13 protein-coding genes are annotated in these 17,888 nt (G+C 45.5%); 5 read left to right on the plus strand and 8 right to left on the minus strand.

Annotated elements, in window-relative coordinates; genetic code table 11:
* Positions 1 to 27 precede the first annotated feature (27 nt).
* From IAQ59_RS04570 to IAQ59_RS04585, 4 genes are all read left to right on the plus strand, one after another.
* A complete protein-coding gene (locus tag IAQ59_RS04570; protein ID WP_245189431.1) occupies positions 28 to 4,602 on the plus strand; it encodes a translocation/assembly module TamB domain-containing protein in 4,575 nt (1,524 codons plus the stop codon).
* A 40-nt stretch (positions 4,603 to 4,642) separates the two neighbouring features.
* Complete coding sequence (locus IAQ59_RS04575; protein ID WP_209329607.1) at positions 4,643 to 5,938, plus strand: cryptochrome/photolyase family protein; 1,296 nt, start codon at positions 4,643 to 4,645, stop codon at positions 5,936 to 5,938.
* A gap of 124 nt (positions 5,939 to 6,062) precedes the next feature.
* Complete coding sequence (locus IAQ59_RS04580; protein WP_209329608.1) at positions 6,063 to 7,028, plus strand: Smr/MutS family protein; 966 nt, start codon at positions 6,063 to 6,065, stop codon at positions 7,026 to 7,028.
* Between the two features lie 2 nt (positions 7,029 to 7,030).
* On the plus strand, positions 7,031 to 7,864 hold the full coding sequence (locus IAQ59_RS04585) for a hypothetical protein (RefSeq protein ID WP_209329609.1): 834 nt from the start codon (positions 7,031 to 7,033) through the stop codon (positions 7,862 to 7,864).
* 12 nt (positions 7,865 to 7,876) lie between these two features.
* Here IAQ59_RS04585 and IAQ59_RS04590 read toward each other — a convergent pair whose 3' ends face one another.
* Complete coding sequence (locus tag IAQ59_RS04590) at positions 7,877 to 9,085, minus strand: cystathionine gamma-synthase (protein WP_209329610.1); 1,209 nt, start codon at positions 9,083 to 9,085, stop codon at positions 7,877 to 7,879.
* A gap of 151 nt (positions 9,086 to 9,236) precedes the next feature.
* Here IAQ59_RS04590 and IAQ59_RS04595 point away from each other — a divergent pair, with 151 nt between their 5' ends.
* Positions 9,237 to 9,914 carry a TVP38/TMEM64 family protein gene (locus tag IAQ59_RS04595; protein WP_245189433.1) on the plus strand — a complete coding sequence of 226 codons (678 nt, stop codon included), beginning with the start codon at positions 9,237 to 9,239 and terminating at the stop codon, positions 9,912 to 9,914.
* A 44-nt stretch (positions 9,915 to 9,958) separates the two neighbouring features.
* On the opposite strand, the gene IAQ59_RS04600 is transcribed toward IAQ59_RS04595, so the two are convergent.
* The 7 genes from IAQ59_RS04600 to IAQ59_RS04630 all read right to left on the minus strand — a co-directional run bounded on the left by IAQ59_RS04600 (position 9,959) and on the right by IAQ59_RS04630 (position 17,829).
* Complete coding sequence (locus IAQ59_RS04600; RefSeq protein ID WP_209329611.1) at positions 9,959 to 10,816, minus strand: TraB/GumN family protein; 858 nt, start codon at positions 10,814 to 10,816, stop codon at positions 9,959 to 9,961.
* A gap of 32 nt (positions 10,817 to 10,848) precedes the next feature.
* Entirely contained in the window at positions 10,849 to 11,580 is a 732-nt protein-coding gene (locus IAQ59_RS04605; protein WP_209329612.1) for an RluA family pseudouridine synthase, read from the minus strand.
* A 54-nt stretch (positions 11,581 to 11,634) separates the two neighbouring features.
* Positions 11,635 to 13,215, minus strand: coding sequence for a peptide chain release factor 3 (locus IAQ59_RS04610; RefSeq protein WP_209329613.1), 1,581 nt, complete (start codon positions 13,213 to 13,215; stop codon positions 11,635 to 11,637).
* Positions 13,216 to 13,341: 126 nt separating this feature from the next.
* Positions 13,342 to 14,565, minus strand: coding sequence for a sensor histidine kinase (locus IAQ59_RS04615; protein ID WP_209329614.1), 1,224 nt, complete (start codon positions 14,563 to 14,565; stop codon positions 13,342 to 13,344).
* A 119-nt stretch (positions 14,566 to 14,684) separates the two neighbouring features.
* A complete protein-coding gene (locus IAQ59_RS04620; protein ID WP_209329615.1) occupies positions 14,685 to 15,995 on the minus strand; it encodes an ABC transporter permease in 1,311 nt (436 codons plus the stop codon).
* A complete protein-coding gene (locus IAQ59_RS04625; RefSeq protein WP_209329616.1) occupies positions 15,985 to 16,887 on the minus strand; it encodes an ABC transporter ATP-binding protein in 903 nt (300 codons plus the stop codon). The genes IAQ59_RS04620 and IAQ59_RS04625 overlap by 11 nt, the downstream gene beginning before the upstream one ends.
* A gap of 48 nt (positions 16,888 to 16,935) precedes the next feature.
* Positions 16,936 to 17,829 carry a hypothetical protein gene (locus tag IAQ59_RS04630; protein ID WP_209329617.1) on the minus strand — a complete coding sequence of 298 codons (894 nt, stop codon included), beginning with the start codon at positions 17,827 to 17,829 and terminating at the stop codon, positions 16,936 to 16,938.
* Positions 17,830 to 17,888 lie beyond the last annotated feature (59 nt).

Consider the following 17,888-nt stretch of genomic DNA (forward strand, 5'->3'; position numbering starts at 1 on the left):
GAAACGAACCCGAAAGTTACGGAAATTTTGCGGAAAGCACTTAACCTGCTTTCAAGGGTAACGCTGTTCTTTTTGGTACTGTTCCTGCTGCTCGTCGGACTACTGCAAATCCCTGTGATACAGACGACGGTTGCGGGATATTTCACCTCGCTAATCTCTGAAAAGACCGGATACCGGACCAACATAGACACAGTAAACATCCGATGGTGGGATGCCATAAGCCTGAAAAATGTAACGATCTACGATTTGCAGGATAGCCTGATGGCAGACTTGGAGGAAGTTTACGTCGACTTTTCGATTAGAGGCCTACTCGATGCCGAAAATCCCGGACTGGATGAGGTTTCCCTAAAAGAGGGTAACGTGCGGCTGATCACCCATTTAGGAGATACCCGACTCAACATCAATGTGTTTTTGGAGCGATTGGGCCGAATCCTAAAGCCTACAACTCCCCGGACGGATAAGCGCCCGCCAAAATTTGTGGTTGACATGATCAGTTTGGACGATACTTCGCTGGACATTTTAGACTATAATGTCACGATTCTTACCCAAACGTTTGATTATAGCAGGTTACGGTTTCGTAAGTTGGTGGCAATGGCAGATGACTTTCGGGTTCATGCAGATACCGTTGCCTTTGATCTAAACTACCTGGAAGGCACCGAAGCGACCTCCGGTATCCCAGTTCAGCAATTACGCACCACGTTTACTTATAGTTCTACGGGGATGGAACTAGCAAACCTATACCTAAAGTCCAATCAGACCCAGATCAAAAATTATCTGCACTTTACCTACGAGAGTCCCCGAAGCCTGCGCAATTTCACCAAAGAGGTTCGCATTTTTGCCAATTTAGATGAAGCCGTACTGCATTTACCCGATTTAGCATACTTCTCGGCCACATTTCCAGGTGTGGATGACCTTGTGTACCTCAGTGGTGAAGTTCATGGGACCATCCAAGAACTGACGTCTGAAGAACTGTTGATTCGCTTTGGAGAGCGCAGCGCACTATTCGGAAAGTTTAGCATACAGGGACTACCGGAAATCTCAGACACGTACTTCAACCTATCCCTAGTAAACTCCACGCTGTTAAGCGCCGACCTAAAGCCCTATGTAAGCCTGTCCGCACAAAAAGAGCTGGACAAATTTCGCGATATCCGTTTCGACACCGACTTGAACGGCTACCTCTCCGAATTTAAAGCGAATGGTGATTTCAGAACCAGAATCGGTACTTTTCGGGGTACGGTGAATTTCAAGTACACCGAAGACGGTATTCCTTCATATCAAGGAAATATGGAAGCTGTAAATTTGGACATCGGCATTTTGCTGGAGGATAGAGAACTCTTTCAGAAGGCGAGTTTTCGAGGCAACTTCAATGGTTCCGGGCTTACTGCCGAATCAGCCATCATTGAACTGGATGCCAATTTCCGGAACCTGGGCATCAACAACTACAATTATTCGGGCATTACCACCAACGCCACCTTTGGAAAAGAGCTCTTTCGAGGCCAACTAAAAATTAAAGATCCTAATTTGGTGATGGATGTAGACGGCACCTTGGATTTACGAAACCAAAAGGATTCCGCCAACTTGATCCTCAAGCTGGATACCGCTTTCCTACAGCAATTGAACATCACTGAAAACAACCTCTTTCTAAGTGGTAGTTTTGAGCTGGACACCAAAGGTATTGAGCTGGATAATATTGAAGGGGTGACACGCTTTAGAGATGTGCTTATCAGCTATGAAGGCAGGGACCTCTTTCTGGACTATTTTTTATTCCAATCCCTGTTCACCGATGAGTCCCGAGTTATCTCCTTAAACTCCGACCTGCTCGTAGCCGGCATATCGGGAAAATTCCGTGTGGGTGAACTCTTAACGGACGTACAGGAGTTATGGGAGGATTATTGGAATATCCTTACAAACGAGCCTACCAAACGACGCCTTTCCGGAGACAGCGACGACTATTACATAGATCTGTACGTGGATCTCAGAGATCCGAATCCCATCATTAATCTGCTGGAACCTGCTATGTACATTTCTCATCAGACTACGTTGGAAGGAGCGTTTTACCAGACAGCCGAAAACACGGTGTTTAATTTTTTTGCAGCCGTCGACACGATTTATTATAACGGCAATTATTTTTTTGACAACAATATTGATTTCAACACATCCAAGCGGAAGAATTCCACCGATGTATTGGCCGCATTTTACCTCTATTCCAAACGGCAGCAGGTCGGGTCTAACCTTACTTTTCATAACCTAGCCACCGAAGCAATATGGAGTGAGTCCACAGTGGACCTTCGAATAGGACTGGACCAGCTGGCTACTGAAAGCTACCTACGGATCAACAGTGAAATCCTGTTACAACCAGGCAACACGGTAATTACCTTGGAACCCTCGGATATCAAGCTTTTGGAAAATTACTGGGAATTTGTCCCTGACAACAGTATACAGCTGAGAAAAAACGAGGTAGCTTTCAATAATGTCAAACTTTTTCACGAGGATCAATATATTTCTGCCGACGGAAAAATCAACTCCGATCCTGCTGAGTCGCTGGACATCAAGATCAACGAGCTTAGCTTGGATTTTTTGAATTCATTTGGACTGATGCGTTACCGGGGAATTGCCAACGGCGCGTTGATATTGACGGAATACCAGCGCAAAGAAGGCTCAGAAGGCTATCTGAATATCCGGGATATCCATATCAATGATTTCCTGATCGGAGATATTGAGGCCGCTGCATTTTTCGAAAACGAGTCTATTTATGTGCAGGTCGATAATTACAGGGAAACTAAAAAAGCCATCGAGGTAAGGGGAACGGTAGGCGACTTTGACAACGAACTTGATCTAACCGCGATATTCGAAGAGACCAACTTGGCAATAGCCGAGCCTTTTTTGCAGGGATTGCTTTCTGAGCTTGGTGGCACAGTCGATGGGAGACTGAAAGTAGCCGGCACCTTGGGCAAGCCAGAAGTAACCGGACAAGGTACGTTGTCTGGCGGACGGTTTTTGTTCAATTACTTGAATACGCATTATACTGCGGAGGGTGACATATTGTTTGAACCCAACGAGATCAGTCTCAGAGCGGTAAGCCTGCGGGATAGCAACAACAACCGGGCAACACTTTCGGGAGGACTAAGCCACGATAATTTTTCCAACTTCATCGTAGATTTGAATGCTTCACTTACAAACATGCAGGTGCTCAATACCACCCTTGCAAACAACGAGCTGTTTTATGGGACTGCCTTCGCCTCAGGCACAGTGTCAGTTTTCGGGGCATTTAATAACCTGGAGATTACTGCCAACGCCACATCCCAGCCAAATACACGTGTTTTTATCCCGTTAAGCAGCAGCGACGTACAGGTACAGGAAGATTTCATCACCTTTATAAACGTACACGACACCACCGCCAACTCCTCTACCCAGCAGACCTCACGGAACACCAATATCCGCAACTTAAACCTAAATCTAAACCTAGATTTAAATCCAAACGCATTCCTTGAAATTCAGATAGACCCGAGAACCGGTGAAAATATCCAAGGGAGAGGGAGGGGCGTCCTGAACCTCAATGTGGATACACAGGGCAACTTCAACATGACTGGCACCTATGAAATCGTAGATGCGATATACAATTTTTCGTTATATAACATCATCAACAAGCGATTTGTCATTGAACCGGGCGGACGGATCACGTGGTTTGGGGATCCTTACCAAGGGAATATGACTATCCGGGCCAGTTATGAGGAAAATGTCTCCATGATTGGCCTGCAAAGTAACCCCAATGCCACAGAGTTTGAAACGGCCGAGCTAAAACGTAGGTATCCGGTTAAAGTACTGATGAATCTAGAGGGCCAGCTTCTCTCTCCGGATATTTCATTTGCCTTTGACTTTTCGGCATTCCCAGAGGGCAGTGAACTGCAGACGACCATTTCTGCATTCCAAAACCGCCTCGCAAACGACGAGCAGGAGAAAAACCGTCAAGTATTCTCGCTGATCATGCTCCGGAGGTTTTCACCGCCGGGCCAATTTAGTGGGGCGGGCATAGGCTTCTCTAACCTGAGCCAGCTAATATCCTCCCAACTCAACAGCTTGATAGCACAAGTGGATCAAAACCTAGAGATTGATTTCGACCTCACTTCTCTCGATGAGACCGCTCTGGAAACCTTTCAATTGCGGGTGGCATACACATTTTTGGATGGGCGTCTCAGGGTAACCCGAGACGGTGGATTTACCGATCTGCAGGGAAACGCGGACTTCAACACCATCGCAGGTGACTGGCAGGCAGAATACCTACTCACTGAGGATGGAAGGTACCGGGTGAGGGTATATAACCGCAACAACTTTAATACACTCACCGCATTGAATATCAATAACCGCGCTCCCAACACCTACGGAGTTTCGGTTTCGCAGAATTTGTTATTCAGTTCGTTCAAAGAATTGTTTCAAAATATCAGGAGAAAAAACCCTCCCGCTCAACTGTTTAACGACGACGACAATTCTCTTCGGTACAATTTCGAAATCAATCTGGACAAATTGGCACCCGAACTTTTCAAACCAGAAGCAGAAGTGGAAAAACCAGTCATTCAACTGTTGGACAAACCGGCCGATTTTTAACAAAAAACAAACATTTTTATCCCTACTCGATTAATAAGGAATGGAAAAAGTCACCCTATTTTGGTTTAGACGAGACCTTCGACTAGAAGACAACAGTGGGCTGTTTTATGCCTACACCCAAGAATCGAATGTACTCCCCCTTTTTATTTTTGATACCGAAATCCTCGAAAAGCTGGAGGACAAAAAAGATGCACGTGTCGCCTTTATCCATCAGGAACTGCAAAGACTTCACCGAGAACTTGCCGCATTTGGCAGTAGTTTATTGGTAAAATACGGAAGTCCTCTGCAAGTGTATGGGGCTTTGCTGCAGGAGTACGACGTGCAATGTGTATATACCAACCGGGACTATGAACCCTATGCACGGGAGAGAGATCAATCCATCAGTGATTTCCTTAAAACCAAAAATATCCCTTTTTTGGATTTCAAAGACCAAGTGATCTTCGAAAAGAACGAAATATTGACCGACAGTGGTCAGCACTACAAAGTCTTCACACCCTACAGCAGGAGCTGGAAGCAACGCTTGCAAGCCATCAAACTAAGCCCGGTGCTGCTGAATCCCCGCAACAATAAATTCCTACAGACCCCACCTTTTCCGATTCCCACCCTGGCTGAAATCGGCTTTCAGGAAGCAGACATCTCCATTCCACCCTTGGAGATTAACCGCCCCTTGATTCAACGCTATGATGAAACCCGAAACTTCCCCGCATTATCAGGCACGACCCGTCTCGGCATACACCTACGCTTCGGAACGATCAGCGTACGGAAGCTCGTGTCAGAAGCCCAAGCGCTTAATGAAACCTATCTAAACGAATTAATCTGGAGGGAGTTTTACATGATGATCCTATACCACAATCCACATGTGGTGGATAATGCGTTTAAAAAGGCGTATGACCAGATCCCCTGGAGGGATAAGCCAGAGGAGTTTCAAGTGTGGTGCGAGGGCAAGACAGGATACCCCATCGTAGATGCCGGAATGCGGGAACTGAACGCTACCGGTTACATGCACAACCGGGTACGGATGATCACAGCCAGTTTCCTGACTAAACATCTCTTGATAGATTGGCGCTGGGGAGAAGCCTACTTTGCAAAAAAGTTGTTGGATTATGAATTGGCCTCCAACAATGGCGGGTGGCAATGGGCTGCCGGCACAGGTACAGATGCCCAACCCTACTTCCGAATCTTTAACCCCACTTCGCAACAGGAAAAATTCGATAAAGACAGAAAATACGTCGAAAAGTGGGTACCCGAGTGGCGTTCATCCGATTACCCCAAGCCGATGGTAGATCATAAATTTGCCCGTGAGCGGGCGCTTGAAACCTATAAAGCGGTTCTCTGATTCTATTTTCACCTTGTAACGCAGGGAGTTTTCCGATCCTCCGACTGAAAACCGTTTACTTTTGCAGAATTTTTATGTTCTTTACGTTCGAAATTCCCATTTCAGGCTACCAAAAAAAGAACACATGAATGTAGGAGATAAGGTAAAATTGCTTCATGGCAAGGAAGAAGGAACCATCACAAGGATACTGCCGGGTGGAGAAGTGGAAATCGAGATAGAGGAAGGCTTTCGTATTCCGGCACTAAAATCCGAGGTTGTCTTAATCAACGAGGTGGAATCCAGCTATTTTCGCTCAGAAAAACCCGCCTCGCCCACTTGGCAGCCGAAAGCTGCTAAGTCCTCTGCGTTATCGTCCAGCTCCGGTATATTTTTAGCCTACATTCCCTTTAACGACCACAATCATGGCATGTATCTGATCAATAACTTGAATAAGGACATCCTATATGCAATCTCTGAGGTGCATGGCGATAATTCAAAAACGCTGGGTGCTGGCGTCGCCAAGGCAAAATCCCATCACATGATGGAAGAAAAATCCATTAAAGTGTTCGAAAATTGGCCTGCCTTATTGATTCAGATCATCCCGATCAACTTCCGTTTGGAAAAGACCGAAAAACCCTTTGAACGAAGTGTAAAATTCAAGGCATCCTCCTTTTTTAAAAGCAAAGGAAAAGCTCCTGTCTTGGAAAAAGACGGCTATGTTTTTCGCCTGGATCATAACGTATCTGAGTTGGATGTACAAAAACTCAATCAAGAGCTTAATCCGCAACAAGCTACAGAAAAACCCATCAGTAGGCAGTTTAGCCGTCCAGCACGCGAAATCGACCTCCACATCGAAAAACTCAGCGATGAACCTGAGTTTTTGAGCAACTCGGACAAGCTCAAATTACAGATGGAAGTATTCGAGAAAAACCTAAATTATGCTATTGCCACCGGGATGGATGAAATCACCTTCATACATGGCATTGGAAACGGAATCCTACGAAAGGAAATTCATCGCTACCTTAGCCAGCTAAACCATATTAAATATTTCAAAGATACCCATAAGAGCAATTTTGGCTATGGAGCCACTTTGGTTAAAATCCACGAATAGCTATGGAGCCACAGAAAGTAAATATCCTGAAACTCTTTGAAGCTCAACTGGAGGAAGGGAAGTCCCTTTTTGAGGATTTGACGCGAAAAATACGTTCTAAAAAAGCGATTTCGCTGGAAGAAAAGCTGTTTTTTTTTCAGACATTTCTGGAATTGCTTGGTAAAATCCACTTTAAACAAAAAACACTGCGTCTCACGCTGTTCAGCCCGTTTGATCTTATTTTTCGAAATACCAAAAAAATTCACCACATCAAGCTGATCGAGCAACAGCTACACCAGTATCAGGAGACAATGGAGGAGACTTACCTATCCTATTCTGAAGAAATCGAAAAGCACAAAAAATCCATCTATAACGATGTGTTTGATGTTACCATAGCAGCCCCACTTAAAATCTGGGAAGACCTGTATCTGACCGTATACAACTACTCCAAAAACCTCACTCCTCTGGAGCTAAATACCGCAAGTACACAAATCATAAACGAGGAAATTGGCTTTTCTAAGTTTGACATCAAAAACGAACCAGACCCACAATCCATTAAAAATGTATACGAGAGTCTGCAAAAAATCATTTTGCTCGAACGAATCCGTATGAGTGGGGGATTGAACCCGGTATTTACGTTGCCCGCCCACGAAAAGATCAGTTCACTGACCCAGGCTAAATACGCCTGGTACCAAAATCACCTCTTTTATCAACATTTCACCTATTATTTGCGAGACAAAGAGGCGGTTGAAAAAAAATACCTATCTCTCGCCAAACACGCCAAAAAACACCACAAGGCGCTCACCAAAGAAGTCGTCAAACTCAGAGACGGGTTGTTTTCCAAAGTATTTCAATAGCCTCCCGTTTGGTTACAATGCTTCAAGCGCGAGGGCTAGATCCCTCTTCAAGTCCTCCGCGTCCTCTATACCCACGCTTAGCCGAATAAGTGAATCTACCAAACCAACCTTTTCCCTCTCCGCCTTGGGGATGCTGGCATGGGTCATGGTAGCTGGATGCCCACAAAGTGACTCTACGCCACCGAGCGATTCAGCGACCGAAAAAAGGCGTAGATGCTCCATCACTTTGAAAGCCGCTTCTGTGCGGTTGTCTTTGAGTGTGAACGAAATCATTCCGCCAAAATCCTTCATCTGCTTCACTGCGACCTGATGATTGGGATGCACCTCAAAACCAGGCCAGTAAACCCGGGCAACTTTGGGGTGGTTTACCAAAAACGCGGCAATAGTCTTCCCATTTTGACTATGCCTCTCCATCCTAATATGAAGTGTTTTGATTCCCCTAAGTACCAAAAAGCAATCCTGCGGTCCTGGAACTGCCCCACAGGCGTTTTGTAAAAACGCCAATTCTTTACCCAGCTGTTCGTCCTTTACCACAATAGCCCCCATCACTACATCCGAATGTCCCGCCAAATACTTGGTGACCGAATGCATCACGATATCCGCACCAAGATCAAGCGGTGTCTGTAAAAAGGGGGTTGCAAAGGTATTATCTACTGCCAGCAATACGCCCTTTTTTTTCGTAATCTCCGCTATTCCCGCTATATCGATGATATTCATCATCGGGTTAGTGGGGGTTTCCACCCATACCAATTTGGTGCTTTCATTAAAGTACTGCTCCAAATCATTCGCCTTCTCCATGGCTACAAAATGAAATTTGATGCCGTATTTTTCAAATACTTTGGTGAAAATCCGGTAGGTACCCCCATATAGGTCATTGGTGCTGATAACTTCGTCGCCCGGTTTTAAGAGCTTCAAAATTGCGTCAATGGCAGCCATTCCGGAGGCAAAACACAGTCCCACGCTTCCGTTTTCCAGTGCCGCAAGATTATCTTGCAGGGTAGTCCTGGTAGGATTGTGCGTACGGGAATATTCGAACCCCTTATGTACCTCCGGAGACTCCTGCACATAGGTGGAGGTCTGATAAATCGGCGTCATGATGGCTCCGGTAGAGGGATCAGGTGCAATACCTGCATGTATGGCTTTGGTTGCAAATTTCATAGTATCCTGTTCTTTTTTCTTTGATAAGAGAGATGTCCACCGCTTACTATCTCTCGAATCCATGTGTATTTCTTCCTATCCGATATCCTATGACGCATTTATTCCAAAATCTACGCTTCAAAACAAATTAGACTAAAGGATCAACAATAACTGTTCGGCGAAACTTTACTAGTTTTGTCCAAAGATGAAGAAAAAACCGACTTTTTTCAAACGTATGAGGGACATTTCCCGGTCCAACCCTCAATTCTTTTGGGCATTGACCTGGGTGGCCGTCATGCCCAGCATGGGATCCATGGCCAGTATACGGTATCTGATGGTATATGAAGAACGATGGCCCCTGCCTATGCTGGATTCCCCATTGGCAGTTTCCCTGTTTATCATCGCGAGTGCGCTCAGCATGGGGCTGGCCTTGATCCCTACTACATTTCTTGCCATCATTTCAGGGTATATCTGGGGATGGGAAGCTTTTGCTTACCTTGTCGTTGCGTACACCATCGCCACGGCTATAGGCTATCGGGCGGGTAGGTCGGTAAGTGCTGAAATGCTGGATCCATTACTCGATCAATACCCAAAAGTCGGAAAAATAATCCAAGCCAAACAGCAACAAATCGGAAGCCTCATCTTTTTTATCCGAATCAGTCCCGCCATCCCCTTTGCGTTCTCAAACATCCTTTTTTCCTTGCTCTCTACTGGAATGGTGCGGGTGTTATGGTTTGGATTATGGGGGATGCTACCAAGAACCACACTTGCCTTTTCTTCGGGTGTATTTGCTGAAAGCATGTACGACGCCTTGAAAGACAATTCCCGATCCAGCACGGATGTGGTTTTGTTTATTACCTTTCTTCTGATTAGCATTGCGGGGATAGGACATTTCTTCCGGCAAAAAACGTAGCAAATTTCCGTAACTGACGGTTAAACCTACGCAGGTGTGTTACGCTAATTCCGGCCAATTCGCCTTAACCGGTACCCCTCATTTTTCAATAGCTGAATAAGGCCATTTTCGCCTCCCAAGTGACCTGCTCCCACCGCAAAAAACACAGGGCCATCCTTCATCCATTTCCCCATGGGGTCTATCCAATTGAGGTTTCGATTGTCCAAAAGAATTTCCTGATAATCCCTATATTCCGGGCTTTCAGACACCATCTTTAAAAGTACCTCGATATCTTCCTCCCGGTAGGCCTTGATTAGCTTTTTAAACTCCTCCCTACCCTTATCCAAGTCCATTGCATATTCGTAAAAACTCCTGTATTGCTCTTCCAAAGGAATTTGATCAAACACCGATAATTGATCATCTACCGACTCCAATCCGTGAATTTCAGCCTTGGAAGACTTGGCTAATTTCATCAGCTCAGACTCATAGGATTTCGTTTCGCATTCCAATAGGCTAGGATAAATGAGGGACATAAGCATAAAGGGCCGTAGCCTTTTTAACATGCCGATATCCACACCTGTACGCTCCATCAGAAGGGTGCGGATTTCCCCATATTCCTCTTCCGACAAATAATCGGTGATAGACTCCCCCCCTTCGTTGTGCATTTTAGACATCATGGCGATGGCCAAGCCCGGGTCGTCCAGGTCAACTTCCAACACCAAGGCCCTAGACGCGGCGAGCTTATCGGCTAATACTCCCTCCAACTCAAACTCATCCTCACACAATAGGTGAACTGTTCCCATCAGGTAAGAGGGGGTGCTCAGGCCATTCCCCGAAATCTCCCAAAATACGCCCTGCGTTTGTCCCATTGCCGGGAAAGCAAGAACAAAAAACAGGTATACCCTTCCTATGGCTCTTATCATATTCTCACAATTTATACTGGGCATACAAAAACTCAGCCACTAAAAGTACGGTCCAGATGTTGATCCTTACCCCGTACCTCTTCGAACTCCAAAAATTGCTCCCAAAAAGACTCCTCTGGAAGTGCCGCCCTAATATAAATTCGCTCCTTCTTTACGGGATGGTCAAAGATCAGGTGAAAGGCATGAAGGTTGATGCTGGCATCCGCATTCGGCTTTGGGAAACCATACTTGACGTCTCCTCGGATCGGGCTGCCCATTGCGGCTAGCTGAACACGAATCTGATGAGGTCTTCCGCTAATGGGTCGCACCTCCAATAGCCAATGATCATTCAGCCTACCCAAGCGTTTAAAATTGAGCTCGGCCTTTTTTGAACCTGCTACCTCCCTGTCGTGGGCTGTTACCACGTTTCGCTGCTCGTCCTTGACCAGCCAATGGGTCAACTTGCCTTTGTCCATGTTGGGATTCCGCTTCACCACCGCCCAATACACCTTATGGATTTCCCGCTTTCTAAAAAGCGCCGTCATCCGTTCAAGTGATTTTGACGTGCGGGCAAACACAACTATCCCGCTAACCGGCCGGTCAATGCGGTGCACTGGATGCAAAAAGACTTCTCCAGGTTTTTGGTACTTTTCCGCAATGTATTCCTTGCAGTAATCCGTAAGTGTCTTATCCCCGGTCTTATCACCCTGTACCAAGACACCCGACCGCTTATTGACGATCAGTAAGTGATTATCTTCGTAGATTACATTAAAAGGTTTCCTCATAGCTCAGTATCGGCATGCAATTATAAAGGTACTCAAATCCAAAGAGATCTACGGTCAGTACTCTGAAGTAAAATGAAATTCAATATCCGGGAAGTTATCCTGAACCATTTGCAACCATGCCTTGCTTTCGGCCATAAACACCAACTTACCGTCTTTGTCCCGTGCAATGTGTCGCTGCTTGGATCGAACAAACTCATCCAACTTCCTCCGGTCCGAACTATGAATCCAACAAGCTTTGTATAAATTCATTGGAACAAAATCCGCAGTGGCGTTGTACTCATTTTTCAACCGGAACTGAATGACTTCAAACTGAAGGTGGCCCACGGTTCCCACCACCTTTCGTGCGCCTATTTCAAAAGTAAACAGTTGGGCTACCCCCTCTTCCATAAGCTGCTGAAGCCCCTTTTCCAACTGCTTGGTTTTCATTGCGTCCTTGTTTACCACCTCTCGAAAAATCTCCGGCGAAAAACTGGGAATCCCCTTGAACTGCAGGTCTTCCCCCTCGGTAAGGGAATCTCCTATTTTCAGGTTGCCTGTATCGTATAATCCTACGATGTCACCCGGAAAGGCCTCATCTACAATTTCCTTGTCCTGAGCCATAAATGAAGTGACATTCGAAAACCGCAAGGCCTTTGTACCTCTGACGTGTTTATAGGGTTTGTTACGCTCAAATCGGCCCGAACAGATTCTCAAAAAAGCTATGCGGTTCCGGTGTTTCGGATCCATGTTGGCGTGAATCTTAAAAATAAACCCACTAAACTGTTCCTCGTCCGGCTTTACTTCCCGAAGCTCCGTCTGCCTACTTTTGGGAATAGGGGCGATTTTGATGAAAGTATCGAGCATTTCTTGAATCCCGAAATTATTCACAGCAGAACCAAAAAAAACAGGCGCAACTTTGCCTTGAAGGTACTCTGAAGTATCAAAATCAGGGTATACACCCTCTATCAACTCCACATCTTCCCGCAGCTGATTCGCTAGGCTGCTACCGATATATTCATCCAGGCGATTGTCTGACAGATCTTCAATGGTCACCCGATCATCGGTGATCTTACGCTGACTTGGGGTAAAAAGGTTGAGTTGCTTGTCGTAGAGATTGTATACTCCTTTGAAGGATTTCCCCATTGAAATGGGCCAGGACAGTGGACGTACCTTTATGGACAGCTTATCCTCCACCTCATCCAACAATTCATAGGGATCCCGCCCCTCCCTGTCAAGCTTGTTGATAAAGCAAATCACGGGTGTATTGCGCATGCGACACACCTCCATGAGCTTTTCTGTCTGGATTTCAACACCTTTCACACAGTCAATCACCATGATAACCGAATCCACGGCAGTAAGCGTCCGATAGGTGTCTTCCGCAAAGTCTTGGTGACCAGGAGTGTCAAGCAGGTTAATTTTCACCCCCTTATATTCAAATCCCATCACCGAGGTGGCCACAGAGATACCCCGTTGCTTCTCGATCTCCATCCAGTCAGACTTGGTGGCCGTATCAATCTTATTGGACTTGACCGCACCTGCAGTTTTGATCGCCCCGCCAAAAAGCAACATTTTTTCGGTTAAGGTGGTCTTTCCAGCATCCGGGTGGGCAATTATCCCAAAGGTTTTCCGCTTTTGGATTTCTTGAATCAAACTCATTGTATCACAGGGGTAATTTCAGCCTGCAAAGGTACGGAAAATCAGTAACAAATTGTGCATGACCCTCTGACCGTCCTTCGATCTGATTAAAAAACATTGGTTGCCTTCGGTGAAAGGAAAAACTACCTACCACATCTTTTCATCCTTGAACTGGCCGGTATCGGTAACACCCCGAAGGACCACCCGGAAAGTGGTGCCTCTGCCGAGCTCCGAATTATTCACAAAAATCCGCCCCTGATGATACCCCTCAATGATACGCTTGGCCAAGGTAAGTCCAAGGCCCCAACCTCGCTTTCGTGTTGTGAAGCCTGGGTTAAACACCTTTTTAAACATCCCCTTTTCCATTCCCTTGCCGGTATCGCTGATGTCAATAAAGACGAATTTTTCGCTTTCCTTAACAATATCAATACTGATCATTCCCTGCCCTTTCATCGCATCCACGGCGTTCTTACATATATTCTCCACCACCCATTCAAATAGGGGCTTGTTCATCATGGCTTCGATATTTTCGGCATGGGAATTGAACTTAATCTCCACCTTACTGGAAATCCGAGGCCGGAGGTACGTTATGGTTTCTTCTACGGCACTATAAACGTTCTCTACCTTAATTACCGGTGTGCTTCCTATATTGCTAAAGCGCTCTGTAACCACCTGTAGCTTTTTGACGTCTTTATCCAGCTCCATGATCACCTCCTTATTCTCCTCCCAAACGGGGGAATTCTTAAAGTAATCGATCCACGCCATCAAAGAGGCTAGCGGCGTACCCAATTGGTGGGCTGTTTCCTTGGTTAGACCGGCCCATAGCCTGTTTTGCTCAGCTACTTTGGACTGATTAAATAAGGCATAGGCCAATAATCCGAAAACCAAAATAACCGACAGTTGTACGTAGGGGTAATAACGAAGCCTAGTCAGCAATTCGGAATTGCGGTAATAAATAAAATAGTTGTCCAGCAGCTTGATAGGCTCGTATACTGCCACCATTTCGGCCAGTTCTGCGCGAAGTTGCCGGTCAATTTCCTCTTCCGTACTGTTTTTTTTGATTTTGACGTTCTTATACTCTAAAGGGTTTCCTTCTGCATCTGTGGTAATTACTGGTATGGAACGGTTTTCTTGAATGATGTCCTGAAAGATGAATGTCAGGTTGTCCGAATTGACAGAGGCATATTCCAACGCAGAAGCATACAGATCCACTTGGCGGCGTTCCCTTTGCTTTAATTCTTCCACCAGCGTATTGGTGTAGTAGATAGACCCAATACTGATCACCAAAGAAAAGCCAAAAATAATCCACTTTACCTTGCCTTTGTTTTGATAAAAATCCAGCGTAGTGAGATCCTGAAAGGTACTTTTCATACAATAAATTCCGAATGAGCTAGATAAACACCTATTTCCGATGAAATACGCAAACACTCAATAAACTGTAAGGATACGGAAATATTGCCTTTAGAACAACTTATTAATTCTTGTAAGCATCAGTTATCTCTGATCCATTTCCAAAGCGTCTTATAACTCACCTTCGTTCCGTGAATAAGTATGCCAATCTTGTAAATTTTACCAGCTGCCCATGTAGTAAAAAGAAATCCGAGGACCAACAAGCTGATCGAAATGAATAATTCGATAAAAGGAACGCCAAAACTAACTCGTCCCATCATCGCTACCGGTGATGTAAATGGAATGATGGAAAGCCAATAGGAAATCTTGCTATTGGGATCGTCCAACACAAAAATAAACAATCCCATATAGGCTATCAACAATGGAATAGTAACCGGAAACATAAACTGCTGCGCATCTGAAGGACTGTCCACTGCTGCTCCGATGGCGGCAAAAAATGCGCCATATAAAAGGTACCCTCCGACGAAGTAACTAATGAAAGTAAAAACCAAAAGCGGAAAATTCACCTCCTGCAAAACCGCCAGTATATTCACGATCTCGCTGCTTTCTGCCAGCAAAGACGAGGCCTCTGGATTGGACATCTCGAGCAATTGCTCCTGTGGCATGCGCATACCAAAATACCCCATTACCAAGGAGGAGACCAAGCTGATAAGTACAATCCATATTAGAAACTGAGTGAGTCCAACAGCACCTATCCCAACAATTTTCCCCATCATCAACTGAAAGGGCCTCAAAGAAGAAACCAAAATCTCGATAATCCTACTCGACTTCTCCTCGATTACCCCTTGCATAATTTGGTTCCCGTAAACGAATATGAACGTGTAGATCAAAATACCCGTGATAAAGCCAATGCCGTAGTTCACCATTGTATTGGAGACCTTTTCGCCGCCCGATTGCTCTAGTCGAATAGCGGTAACCGCTACATCGGCCTTCAGCCGATCAAGAAGAAATGGATCCACTCCCGAATCTTGTAGCTTCTTTTCCTCTATTCTGCTTCTGACGAGAGATTCTAAACTCTTTACTGCCGATAAACTTGGAGTCTCTTCGGTGTAAAGGGTCACTGTTACTGGACGATTTTCCTCTATTCGTGGAATATGCAGCAATCCAAATCGGCTGCTAGTGCGCATAGATGCTTTGGCATCTTCCACCGATCCGTTGACATAGGAAAAGACGAACATCTCGTTACTTTCCAAAAAAATCACGCCGTTTTCGTCAATCACTTCAACCATCCGTGCCTGATCTCCCGGAGTATCGCTCAGCCCAAGCCACAAAAACACCCCAAGTATAGAAGGAAAAATCAATGGGGTCAGAATAGTGGCTACGATAAATGACCGCTTCTTAACCCTCGCCAAATACTCGCGTTTGATCACCAACAGAATCTTACTCGCCATGGCTTTCGTTGATTTTCTGAATAAAAATTTCCTCTATGCTTGGGATGACCTCCTCGAAGTGCAGCACCTCCCCAAAGCGCATAAACCGAATCAACCAATCGTTGACCTGCTCACCTCCAAGGCTTATCGAATACACTACCGTGTCGTCATCTTCCATTGATGCTGCAAAATCGGGAAGCACGCCTCTTTGGAAAGGTCTGATCCGGATTCGATATTGATTTGATCTGGACTCCCGACGAATCTGTCGAACGGGCCCATCCAAGATTTTCCTGGATTTATTGATCATGGCTATATGGTCACAAAGAAGCTCTACGGACTCCATCCGATGAGTAGAAAGTATGATCGTGGTACCGTTTCTCTTCAGTGCCAGAATTTCATTTTTGATGATCTCGGCGTTTACTGGATCAAAGCCAGAAAATGGCTCATCCAAAATCAAAAGCTTGGGTTCATGAATGACCGTTGCAATAAACTGCACTTTTTGAGCCATACCCTTCGAAAGATCCTGAACCTTCTTACGCTTCCAAGGATCTAGGTTCAAGCGCTTAAGCCATCGATCTATCCTGACTTTGGATTCCCTGCTAGAAAGGCCCTTTAGCTGCGCAAAATACTGAAGTTGTTCATCGACTGACATGCCCTTATACAATCCCCGCTCCTCGGGCAGGTAACCGATATTATGTACATGCACCATTTTAAGCGGCTCGCCATTGACATAGATCTCACCCGAATCGCGGTCGATGATTTGATTTACTATACGAATCAGCGTAGTCTTCCCCGCCCCGTTAGGTCCAAGCAGCCCAAAGACAGCCCCCTCCTCCACAGAGAGATCGATATCTCGGAGAGCCACGTGGTGTCCGTACGACTTATTCAATCCAATGATTTCTAGAATACCCAAATTATTGGCTGGTTAAGAAAAAAAACGCGTTAGCATAATTTACTTACGCTATTTCAAATATACAGAACCGACAGAAACGTCAATCATAAAGGTCATGAGATTTTTAGCATCTTCCTTGTATCCGTTACTTACATAGACCTTATCGCCGATTTCCCGAAGATGGGTTGGTAGCTTCGTACGGCACATGGCGGTCGATTTGATTTTAACCAAGTAAGGTAGATCTTGATGGGGAAGGGTGATGTTGACCGAACCTGCGGCCACTTTGGTATATACTTGGCTGGCCTCTGCCATCAAATCGGAAAAGTTCAAATTTACAGAACCATAACTCACGTCAAACATCATCTGCCTGGCATTTGAAAAATGAAGATCGTCGCCATAAAGCGCCCCCATGTTGATGGTGACGCTTAAAGTGTCCATGTTAATGGAGTTGGGAAGCTTACTGGCATAGGCTAGGTATACGTCCGCAGAGGCGGTTTTAATCTTGCAGTTGGAAACCGGTAAGCTGGAAAAATCAAGGTGCGCCTTGCCGATGCCAAAATGTAGGTTCAGGTTATACAGGTAATTCGGGTCCAGCCCCACTTCCCAATGATGGTCGAAGTCTTCATCGGTATTGGAAAAGAGCCGGTAAGAAAGACTTCTTCCCAGGCTTTCAGACTCCACATTCTTGTGTTCCAGACGGGCGGCAAGTACCCCTCCCTTGATTTGATAACTAAAAGAGGGAAGTATATTCACTTTCCCAAGCTCGGCCGTTGCAAAGATCGGCTTTCCATAATATCCCCGCTTGAAATCGGAAACACCTTTGTAGCACGAAAACTCGAAATTGACCAAATCGAATCCATCCCGCTCTTCCACTACAAATTGCTTGGCTATTTGGGCAACAGACTCTACAGCCATAAGGGATGCCAAGAGTAAGCATTGTAACAGAAACACTTTTTTAAGCATACGAGATTAGTACGTTCGACGCAACAAAAGGTTTTCTTCAAACCAAGCAGAAAACGGAG

Origin of the sequence: Lunatimonas salinarum, assembly GCF_017811155.1 — a bacterium.
GTDB classification, from domain to species: Bacteria; Bacteroidota; Bacteroidia; order Cytophagales; family Cyclobacteriaceae; genus Lunatimonas; species Lunatimonas salinarum.